The 17,045-nt window shown below is 71.6% G+C and carries 15 protein-coding genes and 1 pseudogene; 9 read left to right on the top strand and 7 right to left on the bottom strand.

Annotation, left to right across the window (positions count from 1 at the left end; genetic code table 11):
• Positions 1–10 precede the first annotated feature (10 nt).
• Positions 11–1,138 carry a magnesium and cobalt transport protein CorA gene (locus IE94_RS0119220; protein ID WP_030185862.1) on the bottom strand — a complete coding sequence of 376 codons (1,128 nt, stop codon included), beginning with the start codon at positions 1,136–1,138 and terminating at the stop codon, positions 11–13.
• A 245-nt stretch (positions 1,139–1,383) separates the two neighbouring features.
• On the opposite strand from IE94_RS0119220, the gene IE94_RS0119215 reads away from it, so the two are divergent.
• The gene (locus tag IE94_RS0119215; protein ID WP_030185861.1) at positions 1,384–2,178 is read left to right on the top strand and encodes a methyltransferase domain-containing protein; all 795 of its coding nucleotides are present in this window, start codon (positions 1,384–1,386) and stop codon (positions 2,176–2,178) included.
• A gap of 6 nt (positions 2,179–2,184) precedes the next feature.
• Here IE94_RS0119215 and IE94_RS0119210 read toward each other — a convergent pair whose 3' ends face one another.
• Together IE94_RS0119210 and IE94_RS0119205 are read right to left on the bottom strand one after the other, a co-directional pair.
• A complete protein-coding gene (locus tag IE94_RS0119210; protein WP_030185853.1) occupies positions 2,185–3,120 on the bottom strand; it encodes a carbohydrate kinase family protein in 936 nt (311 codons plus the stop codon).
• Positions 3,117–4,025, bottom strand: a complete 909-nt coding sequence (locus IE94_RS0119205; RefSeq protein WP_030185851.1) for a pseudouridine-5'-phosphate glycosidase — start codon at positions 4,023–4,025, stop codon at positions 3,117–3,119. Before IE94_RS0119205 ends, IE94_RS0119210 begins: the two co-directional genes overlap by 4 nt.
• A 138-nt stretch (positions 4,026–4,163) precedes the next feature.
• On the opposite strand from IE94_RS0119205, the gene IE94_RS0119200 reads away from it, so the two are divergent.
• A complete protein-coding gene (locus IE94_RS0119200) occupies positions 4,164–4,592 on the top strand; it encodes a VOC family protein (protein WP_030185850.1) in 429 nt (142 codons plus the stop codon).
• Positions 4,593–4,616: 24 nt separating this feature from the next.
• Here IE94_RS0119200 and IE94_RS0119195 read toward each other — a convergent pair whose 3' ends face one another.
• Together IE94_RS0119195 and IE94_RS0119190 are read right to left on the bottom strand one after the other, a co-directional pair.
• On the bottom strand, positions 4,617–5,171 hold the full coding sequence (locus tag IE94_RS0119195) for a methylated-DNA--[protein]-cysteine S-methyltransferase (RefSeq protein WP_030185847.1): 555 nt from the start codon (positions 5,169–5,171) through the stop codon (positions 4,617–4,619).
• A 36-nt stretch (positions 5,172–5,207) separates the two neighbouring features.
• The gene (locus IE94_RS0119190; RefSeq protein WP_030185845.1) at positions 5,208–6,077 is read right to left on the bottom strand and encodes a glycerophosphodiester phosphodiesterase; all 870 of its coding nucleotides are present in this window, start codon (positions 6,075–6,077) and stop codon (positions 5,208–5,210) included.
• A gap of 289 nt (positions 6,078–6,366) precedes the next feature.
• Here IE94_RS0119190 and IE94_RS0119185 point away from each other — a divergent pair, with 289 nt between their 5' ends.
• The 7 genes and pseudogenes from IE94_RS0119185 to aroQ all read left to right on the top strand — a co-directional run bounded on the left by IE94_RS0119185 (position 6,367) and on the right by aroQ (position 15,285).
• Positions 6,367–7,233 (top strand): MHYT domain-containing protein, encoded by an 867-nt coding sequence (locus IE94_RS0119185; RefSeq protein WP_030185843.1) that lies wholly within the window; start codon positions 6,367–6,369, stop codon positions 7,231–7,233.
• Between the two features lie 40 nt (positions 7,234–7,273).
• On the top strand, positions 7,274–9,412 hold the full coding sequence (uvrB, locus tag IE94_RS0119180; RefSeq protein ID WP_030185840.1) for an excinuclease ABC subunit UvrB: 2,139 nt from the start codon (positions 7,274–7,276) through the stop codon (positions 9,410–9,412).
• A 142-nt stretch (positions 9,413–9,554) separates the two neighbouring features.
• On the top strand, positions 9,555–10,133 hold the full coding sequence (locus IE94_RS0119175; RefSeq protein WP_030185838.1) for a TerD family protein: 579 nt from the start codon (positions 9,555–9,557) through the stop codon (positions 10,131–10,133).
• Between the two features lie 123 nt (positions 10,134–10,256).
• Positions 10,257–12,254 carry a TerD family protein gene (locus IE94_RS0119170; protein WP_030185837.1) on the top strand — a complete coding sequence of 666 codons (1,998 nt, stop codon included), beginning with the start codon at positions 10,257–10,259 and terminating at the stop codon, positions 12,252–12,254.
• 252 nt (positions 12,255–12,506) lie between these two features.
• Positions 12,507–13,508 (top strand): TerC family protein, encoded by a 1,002-nt coding sequence (locus IE94_RS0119165; protein ID WP_030185836.1) that lies wholly within the window; start codon positions 12,507–12,509, stop codon positions 13,506–13,508.
• A gap of 202 nt (positions 13,509–13,710) precedes the next feature.
• Positions 13,711–14,719, top strand: a pseudogene (locus tag IE94_RS35800) (calcium:cation antiporter).
• Between the two features lie 92 nt (positions 14,720–14,811).
• Entirely contained in the window at positions 14,812–15,285 is a 474-nt protein-coding gene (gene aroQ / locus IE94_RS0119155) for a type II 3-dehydroquinate dehydratase (RefSeq protein WP_030185832.1), read from the top strand.
• Positions 15,286–15,496: 211 nt separating this feature from the next.
• On the opposite strand, the gene IE94_RS0119150 is transcribed toward aroQ, so the two are convergent.
• Positions 15,497–16,153, bottom strand: coding sequence for an MBL fold metallo-hydrolase (locus IE94_RS0119150; protein WP_030185830.1), 657 nt, complete (start codon positions 16,151–16,153; stop codon positions 15,497–15,499).
• Positions 16,154–16,202: 49 nt separating this feature from the next.
• Complete coding sequence (locus tag IE94_RS0119145; protein ID WP_030185828.1) at positions 16,203–16,889, bottom strand: maleylpyruvate isomerase family mycothiol-dependent enzyme; 687 nt, start codon at positions 16,887–16,889, stop codon at positions 16,203–16,205.
• Positions 16,890–17,045: the final 156 nt, after the last annotated feature.

Raw genomic sequence — 17,045 nt, 5'->3', positions numbered from 1 at the left:
GGCCTGCTCCTCAGAGCCAGCCGTTGCGCCTGAAGCCCCGGTGCAGCGCCAGGCAGCCGACGGCTATCACGCCTATGACCAGGCCGTAGCCGTACCGCCAGCCCAGCTCCGGCATGTGGTCGAAGTTCATGCCGTACACCCCGCAGACCATCGTGGGCACCGCGATGATGGCGGCCCAGGCGGTGATCTTCCGCATGTCCTCGTTCTGCGCGACCGTCACCCGGGCGAGGTGCGCCTGGAGGATCGAGTTGAGGAGTTCGTCGAACGCGGCGATCTGCTCGGTGGCCCGCAGCAGGTGGTCGGCGACATCGCGGAAGTAGGCCCGTATCTCCGGCTCGACCACACGGAAGGGCCGCGTGGCCAGTTCCTCCAGCGGCCGACCGAGCGGCACCACGGCCCGCCGCAGCTCCAGGAGTTCGCGCTTGAGCTGGTAGATGCGGCCGGGGTCGACCCGCGCGCCGTTCTCCGCGAACACCTCCGTCTCGACGTGGTCGATGTCCTCCTGGACCGACTCGATGACGCTCAGGAAGTCGTCCACCACATGGTCCGCGATCGCGTGCAGCACCGCCGACGGCCCCTTGGCGAGCTGCGCCGGATCGGCCTCCAGCCCTTCCCGCAGCGGACCCAGTGAGCCGTGCCGTCCGTGCCGCACGGTGATCACGAAGTCGGGCCCGGCGAACACCATGATCTCGCCGGTGCTCACCACCTCGCTCGTGGCCGTGAGTTCCTCGTGCTCCACGTAGCAGACCGTCTTGAACACGGCGAAGAGCGTCTCTCCGTACCGCTCCACCTTGGGCCGCTGATGCGCCTCGACCGCGTCCTCGACCGCGAGGGGATGCAGCTCGAAGAGCTCCGCGACCCCCGCGAACTCCAGGTTCGTCGGCTCGTGCAGGCCGAGCCAGACGAAACCCCCTCCGCGCCTGCGCATCCGGGCCACGGCCTCGGCCGGATCGCCGCCCTCGGGCGTGCGGACACCGTCCCGGTAGGTCACGCAGTTCACCACCGAGGAACCCAGCGGGGAACGGGCGTGGTGGCTCAGGTCCACCCGCGGCCGTCGGCGGGCCAGCCGTGCCACCTTCCGCAGGCCGCCTGCCCTTCCCAGCCCTGTGACCTTCCGCAGATTCCCCGCCATGGTCATCCGGATCTCCTCGCGTGGATCCCCTCGCGCCGTGCTTCCCGCGCCTTGGCACGCCAGTTTGCCAGCCCGGCGGGCGGGGTGAACGGGCCTGTGGAAACGGCGGGTTCCGCTTTGTTCCCGCCTGTGGACAGCTCGCTCGGTGCCCGCCCCGCCCCCGCCCCGACGGCCCCGGCCGCCCGGAGGGTGCCCCTCGTGCCGGAGCGTCGCCCCCTTCGCACAAGCGGTACAACTGGGATGATCGCCGCATGACGCGAACCGACGCATACCTCCTCGACAACGGCCGGTCCGAGGCGGCGGAGCGCTTCGACGCCTTCGCCACGCTCTTCGACCCCACGACGTTCCGGCACCTCGAGGCACTCGGTGTCGGCCCCGGCTGGCGCTGCTGGGAGGTCGGAGCCGGAGGCACCTCCGTGGTGTCGTGGCTGGCCAAGCGGGTCGGGCCGACCGGCAAGGTCCTCGCGACGGACATCGACACCTCACGGGTCGCCCCGGCGGGCCGGCCGCCGGTGGAGGTGCGCGTGCACGACGTGGGTGCGGAGGAACCGCCGGGGGAGGGCTTCGACCTGGTGCACGCACGGCTCGTCCTCGTCCACGTCCCCGACCGGGACAGGGCGTTGCGGTCGATGATCAGGGCCCTGCGTCCCGGTGGCCGCCTCCTGGTCGAGGACGCCGACCCGGCGCTCCAGCCCCTGATCTGCCCCGAAGAGCACGGACCCGAGCAGCAGCTGGCGAACAGGCTCCGGCACGGCTTCCGCCAACTGCTGTCCGACCGCGGCGCGGACCTCTCCTACGGCCGCCGGCTGCCCCGGCTGCTCCGCGAGGCGGGGCTGCGCCGCGTGGAGGCCGACGCCCACTTCCCCCTCACCTCGCCGGCGTGCGCCGTGCTGGAGTCCGCGACGGTACGACAGATCCGCGACCAGCTGGTCGCCGCCAAGGTCGCCACCCACGACGACATCGACCGCCACCTCGCGAACGTCGCGGCCGGCGGCATGGACCTCGCGACCGCCCCGATGATCTCGGCGTGGGGGCGCAAGGCCTGACCCCGGCTACTTGCCGCCCTTTCGCCGGTCGGCTGTTCCCGGCGGTCTCCCGCCCACCCGTTCGACCGCCCGTGCTCCCGCCCGGCATCCGGCGGCCGCCGCCGCCTCGGGCTCCGCGCCCGCGAGCAGCGCGGCGAGGAAGGCGCCGGTGAAGGCGTCACCGGCTCCCGTACTGTCCCGGGGCGTCGCCGTGACCGCGGCGACCCGCGCGCGCACGGTGCCGGACCCGGCCACCAGGGCCCCTTCCGCCCCCTGCTTGACGATCACCAGCGGAACGTGGCGGCTGAGCTTCGCGGCCGCGTCCGCCGCGTCGGGCAGGCCGGTGAGCAGACACGCCTCGTCCCTGTTGGGCAGCAGCACGTCCACGCCCTCGACGAGACCGAGGAAGCGGTCGACGCCCAGCTCGGCGAGGAAACCGGTCGACGCCGGGTCCAGGCTGACCGGCACCCCGCGCGCGCGGGCCGCCGACAGCGCGACCGACACCAGGGCGCGGCTCGGTTCCGAGAACAGCAGGTAGCCCGAGAGGTGCAGCCGGCCCACGCCGTCGAGCAGCGTGTCCGACCAGTCGTCCGGCCCGATCCGCAGCGACGCCCCGCTGTCGGTGAGGAACGTCCGCTCGGCCGAGTCGGCGGTGTCGACCAGGCAGATCACCGTCCCCGTGGGCGCCGCCGCGTCGACGACGAGGAGCGGCCGCACCCCGCACGCCGCCAGCTCCCGTTCGTGCCAGGCGAAGGCGTCGGTGCCCACCCGGCCCAGCAGCCGTACCTCCCCGTACCCCGCGTGCGCGGCCCAGCAGGCCACGTTGGCACCCGCCCCGCCGGGCAGCCGCCGGACCGACGCGGCGGTGTCGGTGCCGGCGGCCAGCGGTCCCCGGTGCCGGGCGACGACGTCCGTGACCACGTCCCCGACGACCAGCAGCGCACCGCCCGACGCCACGGTCACGCCCCGGTCCAGGCCGCGGCGATCCGGGCCGCCAGCCGTACGTTCCCCCGCACGGCCGCCAGGTTGGCGCTGAGCGAGGCGCCGTCCGTGAGCCGTACCAGGCGATCGAGGAGGAACGGTGTGACCGCCTGGCCCGTGACCCCCTCCGCCTCGCAGGCGTGCAGCGCGTCGGCGAGCACGCGCGCGTGGAGCGCGGGATCGAGCTGCTCCTCCTCGGGCACGGGGTTGGCGACCACGAGGGCGGACGGCGGCCCGTCCAGCGCGTCCTGTGCCCGCATGACCGCCGCCACCTGCTCCGGGTCGTCCAGCGTCCAGTCCACCGGATGTCCCGAGTCGGACAGGTAGAAGCCGGGGAAGCGGTCCGTCCGGTACCCGGCCACGGCGACCCCCAGCGTCTCCAGCCGCTGCAGGGTCGCCGGTACGTCCAGGATGGACTTCACGCCCGCGCAGACCACCGTGATCCGGGTGCGGGCCAGCAGGCCGAGGTCGGCCGACTCGTCCTGCGTCACCGCCCACTCCCGGTGGACGCCGCCCAGCCCACCGGTCGCGAACACCCGCACGCCCGCGAGGGCGGCCAGCAGGGCGGTGGCCGACACGGTGGTCGCCCCGCTCGCGCCGGAGGCCACCGCGAGCGGCAGGTCCCGGTGCCCCAGCTTGCGGATGCCGTCCTCGTTGGCGACCCGCTCCAGCTGCTCCTTGTCCAGGCCGACATGCGGCCGCCCGTCCAGCACGGCGATCGTCGCCGGTACGGCGCCCTCCCGCCGCACCGCCTCCTCCAGCTCCCTCGCGACCATCAGGTTGCGCGGGCGCGGCAAGCCGTGCGCGATGATCGTGGACTCCAGGGCCACCACGGGGCGGCGGGCGTCCAGCGCCTCCCGTACCTCTTGCGACACCACCAGCATCACGCGCCTGCCTCCCTGTCGACGGTCTCCCTCGGCTCCGGTCTCCCTCATCCCTGGCGGGCGCAGGGCCGGGTCAAACCCCCCGACGGTGCCCGAACGGGCCCCTTGCGGCTCCCCGAACGGGCCACGAGCCTGGGAGCCATGACGGACAACACGAAACGCCTCGACCACGTCGTCCTCTGGGTGCGCGATCCGGTGGCCGCGGCCGGCTTCTACGAGAAGTACCTGGGCCTCGAACCACTGCGCGTCACCGAATACGCCGCGGGGACCGTGAGCTTCCCCTCCGTGCGTCTCAACGACGAGACCATCCTCGACCTCGCTCCGCGCGCCATGGCGGACCGCATGCGGATGGTGCCCGGCGCCGACGCCAGTGCGGGGCATCCCGTCAACCACATCTGCGTGTCCCTGTCCCCGCACGACTTCGATGACCTGCGCACCCGGCTGGAGGAGCGGTCCGTCCCTGTATCCGACCTCTCCCACGACTCCTACGGCGCCCGCGGCATGGCCAGGCGAAGCTTCTACTTCGCCGACCCGGACGGCAACGTCATCGAGGCCCGGCACTACGAGTGACCCCGCCCGGCCGCTCTCCGCCGCTCAGAACAACGGCTCGGGCAGCACACCCTCCAGCGCGAGCAGCCGCCGCTTGGTGTCCACGCCGCCGCCGAACCCCCCGATGCCGCCGTGGCTCTCCACGACCCGGTGGCACGGCACCACGACCGGCAGTGGATTGGCCCCCATGGCCGTGCCCACCGCCTGCGCGGCGCCCGGCTGCCCCACCCGGCCGGCCAGGTCGCCGTAGCCGACGACCTGGCCGTAGGGCACGCCGGACGCCAGCTCGCGCAGCACCTGCCGGTTGAAGCCCGAGATCAGCGACCAGTCCAACGGCAGCTCGAAGTCGCGCCTGCGGCCCGCGAAGTACGCCTCCACCTGGCGTATCGCCTCGGCCAGCAGCGGCGAACCGGGCGCCTCGACGGGCTCCGTGCCCAGCCGGGCCGCGAGTCTTTCGAGCGCCCGGTCACGGGTGGCGTCGGTGGCGTGGAACACCACGTTGACCAGACCCTCGCGGGTGGCGGCCAGCAGCAGCGGACCGATGTCGGTCCCGACCACCGTCCACACGACCCGCTCTTCGTCCTGCCCAGGGCTGTCCATGCGCCCACCGTACGGCCCGCCACTGACAACGCCGGGTCAGTCCACGGCGTCGCGCACCACGTCGGGCTTGTTGGTGATGATGCCGTCGACGTCGTACCCGGTGACCCGGCGTGCGGTGTCCGCGTCGTTCACCGTCCAGGTGAGGACCTCCAGCGGCCTGCCGTGCGGCCCGGTGAACGCGTGGACCGCGGACACGTAGCTCAGGGAGAGCGAGCCGTGGGACGGGTTGATCTGGTCGGCGAACTCCGCGTACGCCGGCAGGTCCGAGACGGCCGGGGTGCCGAGGAGCCCGGTCTTCACGGCGGGCTTGAGGTCGTGGACCGTCCGGATGCTGTCGGCGTCGAAGCTCTGCACGACCAGCCGCCCCGCCACGTGCCGCCGGTCGAGCCAGCCCTCGTTGGCCAGGACCTTGAGGGTCTGCCGCTCGATGCCCGGGTAGAGGCCGGGGCTCTTCAGCTCCAGCAGCAGCTTCTGGTGGTGGAGCTCCAGCCGGTCCACGTACTGCTCCAGCGTCGGCACGCGCGCGCCCGCGTACTCCGGCCCGAACCAGCTCCCCGCGTCCAGCCGCGCGATCTCGGCGGCCGTGAAGTCCTTCACCTTCCACGGCGACCGGTCCGGGAAGACCTGCTCCACGTCGGTCGTACGGTCCAGGGTCTCGTCGTGCAGGACGACGAGTTCCCCGTCCCGGGTGCGCTGGACGTCGTTCTCCACCCAGCGGATCCCCAGCTCGGCCGCCCGGTCGACAGCGGCCAGCGTGTTCTCCGGCGCGTATCCGGAAGCGCCCCGGTGGGCGACGACCGTGGGCCCGTCGTCGCCCGCCCCGTCGGCCCGGGCGTGCGAGAGGGGAGCCGTGAGGGCGACTCCAAGAAGGGCGGTGGTCGTGACGGCTACTGCGCGCACGTGCATGCGTACTCCTCGCGTCGAACGATCACGGAAAGCACCACTGTGACATCAGAGAGTCAACAAAAGAGGGGTGCGGAGTGGCCACAGGCTGAATGGAGTTGCTCAACTACGCTCACGGGGGCGGCACAAGTGGGGCGAGACCGTGATTCTTTGCCGGAGAATCGTTCGACCATTCCGGTGGAAGCCATACTCTCTGCCTCGACCCTGATCGTTCGCGCGGTCCTGGGAGGGGCGCACATCAGGAGAATCCGGGACATCACCGGGGCGTAAGAAGGCGGAAGGGCAGCCGCACATGCACACCACGGTCCACGGATTCGGCTACGGACTCGTCACACCGCTGGCCGCCTACCTCATGGCGTGCCTCGGCGGCGCCCTCGGCCTGCGCTGCACCGCCAGGGCCATGCTGGTCACCCGTTCCTGGCGCCCCGGATGGCTCGCCCTCGGCTCGGCGGCCATCGGCTCCGGCATCTGGACCATGCACTTCGTCGCGATGATGGGCTTCACGATCGAGCACACGCCGATCCGCTACGACTGGCTGATGACCTTCGCCAGCCTCGCCGTCGCCGTCGTCATGGTGGGCGTCGGGATCTTCATCGTCGGCTACCGGGGCGCGAGCGGGACAGCTCTGTTCACCGGCGGCACCATCACCGGCCTGGGCATCGCCTCGATGCACTACCTGGGAATGGCCGGGATGCACCTGGACGGGCAGCTGACGTACAACACCCTCACCGTCGCCGTGTCCGTGGTCATAGCCATGGCCGCCGCCACCGCCGCCCTGTGGGCGGCCGGACAGGTCCGGGGCTTCCTGTGGAGCGTGGGCGCCGCCCTGATCATGGGACTGGCCGTCACCGGCATGCACTACACGGGGATGGCCGCCGTCGAGGTCCACGTCAGCGGCACGGCCGAGCCCTCCACGGGCGGCTCGCCCGCCGAACTGCTCGCCCCCATGCTGATCGGTCCCCTCGCCTTCCTCCTCCTCGCCGGCGTCGTCGTGGTGCTCGACCCGCTGATGGTCATGGGCGGGCCCACCGCGGCGCCCGTCGAGCGGAAGCCGGGCATCCCCGCACACACCGATGGCACGCGCACGACCCGCCACCCCGCGCGCCGCGCCCGCCGCCCCCTCGTCCACCGGCGCCCCCGCACCCCGCAGAACCGCTGACCGGGACCCGTTGTCAGTGCGGGGTCGTACGGTGGAACCCATGCGGCCCGTTTCCCAGATCGAACGCACGGTGGCGCCCTTCGAGGTCGTCAGCCCGTACCAGCCCAACGGCGACCAGCCGGCGGCCATCGCCGAGCTGGCCCGGCGCGTCCAGGCAGGCGAGAAGGACGTCGTCCTGCTCGGCGCGACCGGCACCGGCAAGTCCGCCACCACCGCGTGGATGATCGAGAAGCTCCAGCGCCCCACCCTGGTGATGGCGCCGAACAAGACCCTGGCCGCCCAGCTGGCGAACGAGTTCCGCGAGCTGCTGCCCAACAACGCCGTCGAGTACTTCGTCTCGTACTACGACTACTACCAGCCCGAGGCCTACGTCCCCCAGTCGGACACCTACATCGAGAAGGACTCCTCGATCAACGAGGAGGTGGAGCGGCTGCGCCACTCCGCCACCAACTCGCTGCTCACCCGACGCGACGTCGTCGTGGTCGCCTCCGTGTCCTGCATCTACGGCCTCGGCACTCCGCAGGAGTACGTCGACCGCATGGTCCCGTTGCGGGTCGGCGAGGAGCACGACCGGGACGAGCTGCTGCGCCGCTTCGTCGACATCCAGTACACGCGCAACGACATGGCCTTCGCCCGCGGCACCTTCCGGGTGCGCGGCGACACCATCGAGATCTTCCCGGTCTACGAGGAGCTGGCCGTCCGCATCGAGATGTTCGGCGACGAGATCGAGGCCCTCTCCACCCTCCACCCGGTCACCGGCGAGATCATCAGCGACGACCAGCAGCTGTACGTCTTCCCGGCCTCCCACTACGTCGCCGGCCCCGAGCGCCTGGAGCGGGCGGTCAACGACATCGAGAAGGAGCTGGCCGAGCGCCTGACCGAGCTGGAGAAGCAGGGCAAGCTCCTGGAGGCCCAGCGGCTGCGGATGCGCACCACGTACGACATCGAGATGCTCCGCCAGATCGGTTCCTGCTCCGGCGTGGAGAACTACTCGATGCACTTCGACGGCCGCTCGCCGGGCTCTCCTCCGAACACCCTGCTGGACTACTTCCCGGACGACTTCCTGCTCGTCATCGACGAGTCGCACGTCACCGTCCCGCAGATCGGCGCCATGTACGAGGGCGACGCGTCCCGCAAGCGGACCCTGGTCGACCACGGCTTCCGGCTGCCCTCCGCGCTGGACAACCGCCCACTGAAGTGGGAGGAGTTCCAGGAGCGCATCGGGCAGACCGTGTACCTGTCGGCCACCCCGGGCACCTACGAGCTCTCCCGCTCGGACGGCGCCGTCGAGCAGATCATCCGCCCCACCGGCCTGGTCGACCCGGAGGTCGTCGTCAAGCCCACCGAGGGCCAGATCGACGACCTGGTGCACGAGATCCGCAAGCGGACCGAGAAGGACGAGCGCGTCCTGGTCACCACCCTCACCAAGAAGATGGCCGAGGACCTCACCGACTACTTCCTGGAGCTCGGCATCCAGGTCCGCTACCTCCACAGCGACGTCGACACGCTGCGCCGCGTCGAGCTGCTGCGCGAGCTGCGCGCCGGCGAGTACGACGTCCTGGTCGGCATCAACCTGCTGCGCGAGGGTCTCGACCTGCCGGAGGTGTCCCTGGTGGCGATCCTCGACGCCGACAAGGAGGGCTTCCTGCGCTCCGGCACCTCCCTGATCCAGACCATCGGCCGCGCGGCGCGCAACGTCTCCGGTCAGGTCCACATGTACGCGGACAAGATCACACCGGCGATGGAGAGAGCCATCGACGAGACCAACCGCCGGCGCGAGAAGCAGGTCGCGTTCAACAAGGCGAACGGCATCGACCCGCAGCCGCTCCGCAAGAAGATCAACGACATCGTCGCGCAGATCGCCCGCGAGGACGTCGACACCGAGCAGCTCCTCGGCTCGGGCTACCGCCAGGCGAAGGAGGGCAAGGGCGCCAAGGCCCCCGTGCCCGCACTGGGCGGCCAGGCGACGGGCGGAGCCAAGGCGGCCCGGGGCAGGGCCAAGGAGACGGCGGTGACCGACCGTCCCGCGGCGGAGCTGGCCGAGCAGATCGAGGACCTGACCACCCGTATGCGGGCGGCCGCGGCCGACCTCCAGTTCGAGATCGCGGCCCGGCTGCGCGACGAGGTCTCCGAGATGAAGAAGGAACTGCGCCAGATGAAGGAGGCGGGCCTGGCCTGACGGCCCGTCCCGGGCACGCGCTGTGTTGCAAGACCGACACAAAGCACGAACCGGGGTGGGGCGCTGTCAGTGCCCCTGCGTAGGGTTCTGGTCAACCGCGGAGACCGCGGCAACAGGGGACAGTTCGAGAGGGGATCAGCGCGTGACCGTCAACATGACCAAGGGTCAGGCCATCAGTCTGCAGAAGAGCGACGGCGGCAGCCTGACGTCGGTGCGCATGGGTCTCGGCTGGCAGGCGGCTCCCCGGCGCGGCCTGTTCGGTTCGCGCACCCGGGAGATCGACCTGGACGCCTCCGCGGTCCTCTTCGCGGACAAGCAGCCGGTCGACGTCGTCTTCTTCCGCCACCTGGTGAGTGACGACGGCTCGGTGCGCCACACCGGGGACAACCTGGTCGGCGGGGTCGGCCAGGGCGGCGACGACGAGGCGATCCTCGTCGACCTCCAGCGCGTTCCGGTCCACATCGACCAGATCGTCTTCACGGTGAACTCCTTCACCGGCCAGACCTTCCAGGAGGTGCAGAACGCCTTCTGCCGCCTGGTCGACGAGACCAACGGCCAGGAGCTCGCCCGCTACACGCTGGCCGGCGGCGGAGCCTTCACGGCCCAGATCATGGCCAAGGTGAACCGCGCGGGCCAGGGCTGGGCGATGACCGCCATCGGCACCCCGGCCAACGGCCGCACCTTCCAGGACCTGATGCCGGCGATCCTGCCGGTCCTCTAGCGGCCGGTCCGCGGCAGTCCGGCCGCGGCAGTCCGACGCCAACCGGCCGGTCCCGTTCGCGGGACCGGCCAGACCCGCATGGCGCCTCGCGGGTGACACACGAATGACACAGGGGGAGAGGCGATGACGGCCGAGCTGACGCGGGGACAGAACCATCCGCTTCCCCGGGCTCGTCTCGAGATCCGCGTCTCGGCCGGCACGCCGGTCGTGGCCGGGGCCACGCTCGGCGACGAGAAAGGCACCATCCACGGCGTCGACCGGGTGGCCCACCCGGGCGCGCCCACCCTGCCGGGCCTGGAGGTCTCCCGGCAGGCCGCCGCCGACCACCGCCTCGCGGTGGACCTGGACGCCGTGCCCGACGCGGTGCACCGCGTCAGTGTGCTGCTCGCGCTCCCCGTCGGCGGGACAGGCCCGGCCCGGTTCGGTGCCGTCGCCGCCCCCTTCGTGGCCGTCACCGACCTCGACGGCGACGAGGTCGCCCGTTACACCATCACCGGCCTGGAGGCCGAGACCGCCGTCGTCGCCCTGGAGCTCTACCGGCGCCAGGGCGCCTGGAAGGTCCGCGCCGTAGGCCAGGGCTACGCGGGCGGGCTCGCCGAGCTTCTCGCCGACCAGAAGCTGTCCCAGGCCCACCAGCTCGCGGCGAGCATCCACGAGGCGGTGGCGAGCGGCCTGGCCCGTTCGGTACCGGCCCCTCCGGCAGCCGCCCCGGCGCACCGCCCGGACCAGGGCACCGCGCCCCAGGGCGGCCCCGGCACTCCCGTACCGCCGGTGTCCGCGTACGACCCCCAGGGCGCTTCCGTTCCCGGCCCGCAGACGCCCGGGGTGCCGCGGCCTTACCAGGACGGGCCGGGGGAACCGGCCGACTCCGGCCGGCCGTCCGCGCCCACCGCGGGCGGCCCGATCGACTACAGCCACCCGCGCCGGCAGAACGCGGCGCCGCCCCCGCCGCCGCCGGCCGTGCCCCCCGCCGAGCCCGGCCGGCCCGCCCGGCCCGTCGCGGGCGACGCCTCCGGCTGGTCCATGGAGGAGCGGCTCTACAACCAGGTGTGGGGCATGTTCGAGGACCTGGCCCGCACCACGGCCGCCTACCGCAGCGCCGTCGACTTCGCCGAGTCCCGCAGGGAGAAGGAACTCGACCAGGCACTGTCCGATCCCCGCAGCAGGATCGGCGGGCAGGGTGACGCCGCCCGGGAAGCGGCGCGCTCCCGGCACGGCCTGCTCGTGTCCCAGGCCCGGGAGGTCCTGGACCGGGACGTCGCCCAGCTCGTCGCCGAGGCCGAGGTCGTCGAGCCCGCGCTGCCGACGGCCTTCGCGCGCTGGGACAACCCCGTCTGGCACGCCTACCGCGTCCCCATGGAGATTCCGATGGCCCTGCGGCTGGGCGATCTCCATCTGCCGGAGGCCGACCGCATACGCATTCCGATGCTGATCAGGCTGCCGCTCGAGCGCGGCCTGTGGATCGACAGCGGGCGCTCCGCCTCGCTCGACGGTTCGTTCGCCGACTCCCACGAGATGCGGCGGCTGGGCCTGGAGACGGCCGTCGCCCATGCGGCTCGGCTGCTCGCCGTCTACCCGGCGGGCGAGTTCACCGTGCACGTCGTCGATCCGGCCGGATCCGGGGCGCAGGCCCTGGCGCCGCTGGTGCAGAGCGGGGTGCTCGCCGCGCCGCCCGCCCAGGGCGCCGCGGGGGTGGCGGAGGTACTGGCCCGTCTCACCCAGCGCGTCGACCTGGTCCAGATGGCGTTGCGCGCAGGGGCTCCGGACGCGCTCCCGCCCGGCGTCGACACCTCGCAGCAGCTGCTGGTCGTCAACGACTTCCCCCACGGTTTCGACGACCGGGCCGTCAACCAGCTGCGCTACCTCGCGGACGAGGGGCCGGCCGTCGGGGTCCACCTGATGATGGTCGCCGACCGCGAGGAGTCCGCCGGGTTCGGGCCGCTGCTGGACCCGCTGTGGCGCTCGCTGCTCCGGCTGACGCCGGTGGCCGACGACCACCTCGCCGACCCGTGGGTCGGGCACGCCTGGACGTACGAGCCCCCGCTCGTGCCGCCCGGCAGCCAGGTGCTCCAGCAGGTACTCGCCCAGGTTGCCGCCGCCCGCCGTTCATGGGGCCGGTGACCGTCTCCGAGCTGGGCTTTTGAGCTTAATTTGCAAATCTCTTTACCTTTCCTTGGTGATTGGGGTACTGTCGTTCGTACGGAGGGGAGTACTCCCCGTCTGTGCGGCGTACCCGTCAATACGGATCAGGCCAGATCCCGGGGCGTCGGCCCGTGGTTCCGGGCGCATCGCGCGTCCCGGACTCCCGGGTGGAAGAGACCTCCGGCAGCGACGACGCTGACATCTGCCGTGTGACGTACTGCCGGAGGCGTAGTGGACGTTTCGGTGACCCTGTGGGTCCTGACCATCGTGGGCCTTGCCGCCCTCATCGCGGTCGATTTCTTCATCGGCCGCAAACCGCATGACGTATCGATCAAGGAAGCCGGCATCTGGACCGGCGTCTGGATCGCCCTGGCGGGCCTCTTCGGGCTCGGCCTGCTCCTCTTCGGGGGCGGTGAACCCGCCGGCGAGTTCTTCGCGGGCTTCATCACCGAGAAGTCGCTGAGCGTGGACAACCTCTTCGTCTTCGTCCTGATCATGGCGAAGTTCGCGGTGCCCTCGCAGTACCAGCAGCGGGTTCTGCTCATCGGTGTCCTCATAGCCCTGGTCCTGAGGGCCGTCTTCATCGCCGCGGGTGCCGCGATCCTCGCCAGCTTCGCCTGGGTCTTCTACCTCTTCGGTGCCTTCCTCATCTACACCGCCTGGAAGCTCATCCAGGAGGCCCGGGCCGACGAGGAGGACGAGGAGTTCGAGGAGAACAAGCTCCTCAAGGCCGCCGAGCGACGCTTCGGTGTCGCCGACCGGTACCACGGCACCAAGCTGTGGATCGAGGAGAACGGCAAGCGGATCATGACCCCGATGCTGGTCGTGATGCTCGCCATCGGCACCACCGACGTGCTCTTCGCGCTCGACTCCATCCCGGCGATCTTCGGCCTGACGCAGGACCCGTACATCGTGTTCACGGCCAACGCGTTCGCCCTGATGGGCCTGCGTCAGCTGTACTTCCTCATCGGGGGTCTGCTGAAGAAGCTGGTCCACCTGTCCTACGGCCTGTCCGTGATCCTGGGCTTCATCGGTGTCAAGCTGGTGCTGCACGCCCTGCACGAGTCCGGCGTCCATGTCCCGGAGATCAGCATCCCGGTCTCCCTCGGCGTGATCTGCTCCGTCCTGATCGTCACCACGATCACCAGCCTCCGCGCCTCGAAGAAGCAGGCCGAGGCGGAGGCGGCGGCGGCCGAGAGCGGCGACACGTCGAAGGACAGCGTCGAGGCCTGATCCACCTGGCCCAGGAGCGGCGAACGGCTCCAGCCGTTCGCCGCTCCCCGCGTGTGCGGTGCCGGAGATCCGGAATGCGGCGCCCGTCGCCCTCTGCGACGATCACCGCATGCTCACCGGTCCCAGGGCGCTCCTCGTTCACTGGACGACCGCCACCCCCGTGATCGCGGTCGTCCTGCTGGCCCTCACCTGGGGCCGTTCGCTGCCCGGCGCGGTCGTCGCGCTGCTCACGATTCGTCCTGGCGGCGTCCGTCCTGGCCGCGGTGCACCACGCCGAGGTGGTCGCCCACCGGGTCGGCGAACCCTTCGGCTCCCTGGTCCTCGCCATCGCGGTCACGGTCATCGAGGTCGCGCTCATCGTGACCCTGATGGCGGACGGCGGCGACAAGAGCGCGACCCTGGCCCGGGACACGGTCTTCGCGGCCGTCATGATCACCTGCAACGGAGTCGTCGGCATCAGCCTCCTGGTCGCCTCCCTGCGGCACGGGATCGCGGTGTTCAACCCGGAGGGCACCGGCGCCGCCCTCGCCACGGTGGCGACCCTGGCCACCCTCAGCCTGGTCCTGCCGACCTTCACCACCAGCGCGCCCGGCCCGGAGTTCTCGACCGTGCAGCTGACCTTCGCGGCGCTGTCCTCGCTCGTCCTCTACGGCCTGTTCATCGCGACCCTGACCGTGCGGCACCGGGACTACTTCCTGCCGATCACCCGACAGGGCGAAGTGATCACGGCCGAGGAACACGCCCGCGCACCGTCCTCGCGCACGGCCCTGATCAGCCTGGGGATGCTGTGCCTGGCCCTGATCGGGGTCGTCGGCCTCGCCAAGGGCGTGTCGCCGACCATCGAGGACGGGGTGGCCGCCGCCGGGCTCCACCACGCCGTCGTCGGCGTCATCATCGCGTTGCTGGTCCTGCTCCCCGAGACCATCGCCGCGGTGCGTTCCGCGCGCCGTGACCGGGTGCAGACGAGCCTGAACCTGGCGCTCGGCTCGGCCATGGCCAGCATCGGACTGACCATCCCCGCGGTCGCCCTGGCCTCCGTGTGGCTGAGCGGGCCGCTGGTCCTCGGCCTCGGCTCCGTCCACATGGTGCTGCTCGCCCTGACCGTGGTGGTGGCCTCCCTGACGGTCGTGCCGGGCCGGGCCACGCCCCTGCAAGGAGGCGTCCACCTGGTGCTGTTCGCGGCCTACCTGGAACTGGCCGTCAACCCGTAGGCCGGGGCCGGGCCCTCGGCGCACCGTGATAGACCGGGGACCGAGCAGCGGTCGCGCATGGGCCGCCGCACCCCTCACGGACCGGAGGAACCGTGCCCCGCACCCTGGCCAACGCCCCGATCATGATCCTGAACGGGCCCAACCTGAACCTGCTCGGCCAGCGCCAGCCGGAGATCTACGGCTCCGACACCCTCGCCGACGTCGAGGCGCTGTGCGTGAAGGCGGCGGCCACGCACGGCGGCACCGTGGACTTCCGGCAGTCCAACCACGAGGGCGAACTGGTCGACTGGATCCACGAGGCCCGGCTGCACCACTGCGGCATCGTGATCAACCCCGCCGCCTACTCGCACACGTCCGTCGCCATCCTGGATGCGCTCAACACATGCGACGGACTGCCGGTGGTGGAGGTCCACATCTCCAACATCCACCAGCGTGAGCCGTTCCGGCACCACTCCTACGTCTCGCAGCGCGCCGACGGAGTCGTCGCGGGGTGCGGTGTGCAGGGGTACGTCTTCGGCGTGGAGCGGATCGCGGCCCTGGCCGGGGCGGGCTCGGCCAAGGCCTGAGAAGCCGGGGCCGCCGACCGGGGGGCGGGGATCGGGAGGCCGGCGGCCCGTACCGCCCAGGAGCCGTCGTTCCCGCGCGGGGCCGCCACCAGTCGACCGCGCCGCACCGGTGCGCGGGGAGCGCGCGCGGACCGCGGGTGTGTGCGAACGCTTCACACGGGGCGCGTACGCGGACGCGAGGGCGCGGGCCCGCGGCCGGCGCCCCCGGTCGTCACCAGCCGCGCGCCTGCCATTGCGGCAGGTGCGGCCGCTCCGCGCCGAGCGTCGTGTCGTTGCCGTGCCCGGGGTAGACCCACGTCTCGTCCGGGAGCGTGTCGAAGATCTTGGTCTCCACGTCGTGGATGAGGCTGGCGAAGGCCTCGGGGTCCTTGAAGGTGTTCCCCACACCGCCCGGGAACAGGCAGTCCCCGGTGAACACGTGGGGATGCCCGTGCGGGTCGTCGTAGACGAGGACGATGGAGCCCGGGGTGTGTCCCACGAGGTGGCGTGCGGTGAGCTCCACCTGGCCCACCCTGATCGTGTCGCCGTCGTCGACCAGGACGTCGGTCGGCACCGGGATGCCCTCGGCGTCGTGCCGTCCGGCGTGGGTGCGCGCGCCGGTCGCCGCGACGATCTCGGCGAGCGCCTGCCAGTGGTCGCCGTGCCGGTGGGTGGTGACGACGGACGCGATGCCGTCGTCACCGATCGTGCCGAGCAGGGTGTGCGCGTCGTTGGCGGCGTCGATCAGCAGCTGCTCGTCGGTGGCCCGGCAGCGCAGCAGATAGGCGTTGTTGTCCATCGGGCCGATCGCGACCTTGGTGATCATCAGGTCCTTGAGCTCGTGCACGTCGGCGGGTCCGCCGACCGACACCTCTCCGCTGTACGTCATGACCGCCAGCCTAGCGCCGGGAGGTCGCGGGCCGTACGCGTGCGCCCGTCTACAGGGGAGGCGGCACCGGCAGGGGACCGCCCTCCACCGCGAGTGCGGAGCCCTCCCGGCGACCGGCGAGCCAGCCCAGCAGATCGGCCGGGGGACCGGTGACGGTCACCTCGGGGACGTCCGCCTCCCTTCCCGTGCGCCACACGCGCGTGCCGTCCGTGAGCCGGGTCGGCGGCACCTCGGGGTGACCGGCGAACCGGGTGGCGAGGAAGTCGGTCTCCCGTTCGGTGAACGCCGCCGGAAGATCCTCCAGCTCGTAGCCGATGCCCAGGTCCACGTGGTGCAGCTCCACCTCGGCCCACCGCCGGAAGGGCACCCTGGAGGCCGAGTCCGTGATCCCGTTGCGCAATTCCACGGTGCGCGACCAGTCCGCGGGGAGGGCCGAGGCGTCCTGGAACCGGGCGGCGCTCTCGCGCACGTCCGCGAGCTGTGCCGCCAGGGGGCGAGGGGCGTCCCGCTCGATGTCGGCGTCCCGGGCCTCGCCGGAGACGTACATGGGGCGTCCTTCGAGGACGTTCACGAGGGCGTCGGCGTTGCGGGCGATGTGGGCGAGGACATGGCCGCGGCTCCAGCCGGGAAGCCGTGACGACTGCGTCACGGACGCGTTGTCCAGTTTCCCGAGCGCGGTGAGCAGCCGTTCGGTCGCGTCACGTACAGACGCCAGGTCATGCGCGTGATCAATCATGGTGCTGACCCTAAACCGCACCACACCTTCGGGTGAAGGTGATGGACGACCCCCTCAATTCGAATGCACGTGCTATAAGGTCGACAGCGGCGTCGGGCATGCTGGGAAGTCGGGGTTTGTTGACAACTGGTGAATCCGACCGGCGTTGTCAGTGGC

It is taken from the genome of Streptomyces violaceorubidus (assembly GCF_000717995.1).
GTDB lineage: Bacteria > Actinomycetota > Actinomycetes > Streptomycetales > Streptomycetaceae > Streptomyces > Streptomyces violaceorubidus.
Note: the sequence above shows the minus strand (reverse complement) of the source record. Positions and strands in the feature narration are given on the sequence as shown.

Excerpts from the sequence above, each read along its gene's own strand:
- IE94_RS0119220 (WP_030185862.1), bottom strand. The coding sequence starts at position 1,138 with ATGACCATGGCGGGGAATCTGCGGAAGGTCACAGGGCTGGGAAGGGCA.
- IE94_RS0119215 (WP_030185861.1), top strand. The coding sequence starts at position 1,384 with ATGACGCGAACCGACGCATACCTCCTCGACAACGGCCGGTCCGAGGCG.
- IE94_RS0119200 (WP_030185850.1), top strand. The coding sequence starts at position 4,164 with ATGACGGACAACACGAAACGCCTCGACCACGTCGTCCTCTGGGTGCGC.
- IE94_RS0119195 (WP_030185847.1), bottom strand. The coding sequence starts at position 5,171 with ATGGACAGCCCTGGGCAGGACGAAGAGCGGGTCGTGTGGACGGTGGTC.
- IE94_RS0119190 (WP_030185845.1), bottom strand. The coding sequence starts at position 6,077 with ATGCACGTGCGCGCAGTAGCCGTCACGACCACCGCCCTTCTTGGAGTC.
- IE94_RS0119185 (WP_030185843.1), top strand. The coding sequence starts at position 6,367 with ATGCACACCACGGTCCACGGATTCGGCTACGGACTCGTCACACCGCTG.
- uvrB (WP_030185840.1), top strand. The coding sequence starts at position 7,274 with ATGCGGCCCGTTTCCCAGATCGAACGCACGGTGGCGCCCTTCGAGGTC.
- IE94_RS0119170 (WP_030185837.1), top strand. The coding sequence starts at position 10,257 with ATGACGGCCGAGCTGACGCGGGGACAGAACCATCCGCTTCCCCGGGCT.
- IE94_RS0119150 (WP_030185830.1), bottom strand. The coding sequence starts at position 16,153 with ATGACGTACAGCGGAGAGGTGTCGGTCGGCGGACCCGCCGACGTGCAC.
- IE94_RS0119145 (WP_030185828.1), bottom strand. The coding sequence starts at position 16,889 with ATGATTGATCACGCGCATGACCTGGCGTCTGTACGTGACGCGACCGAA.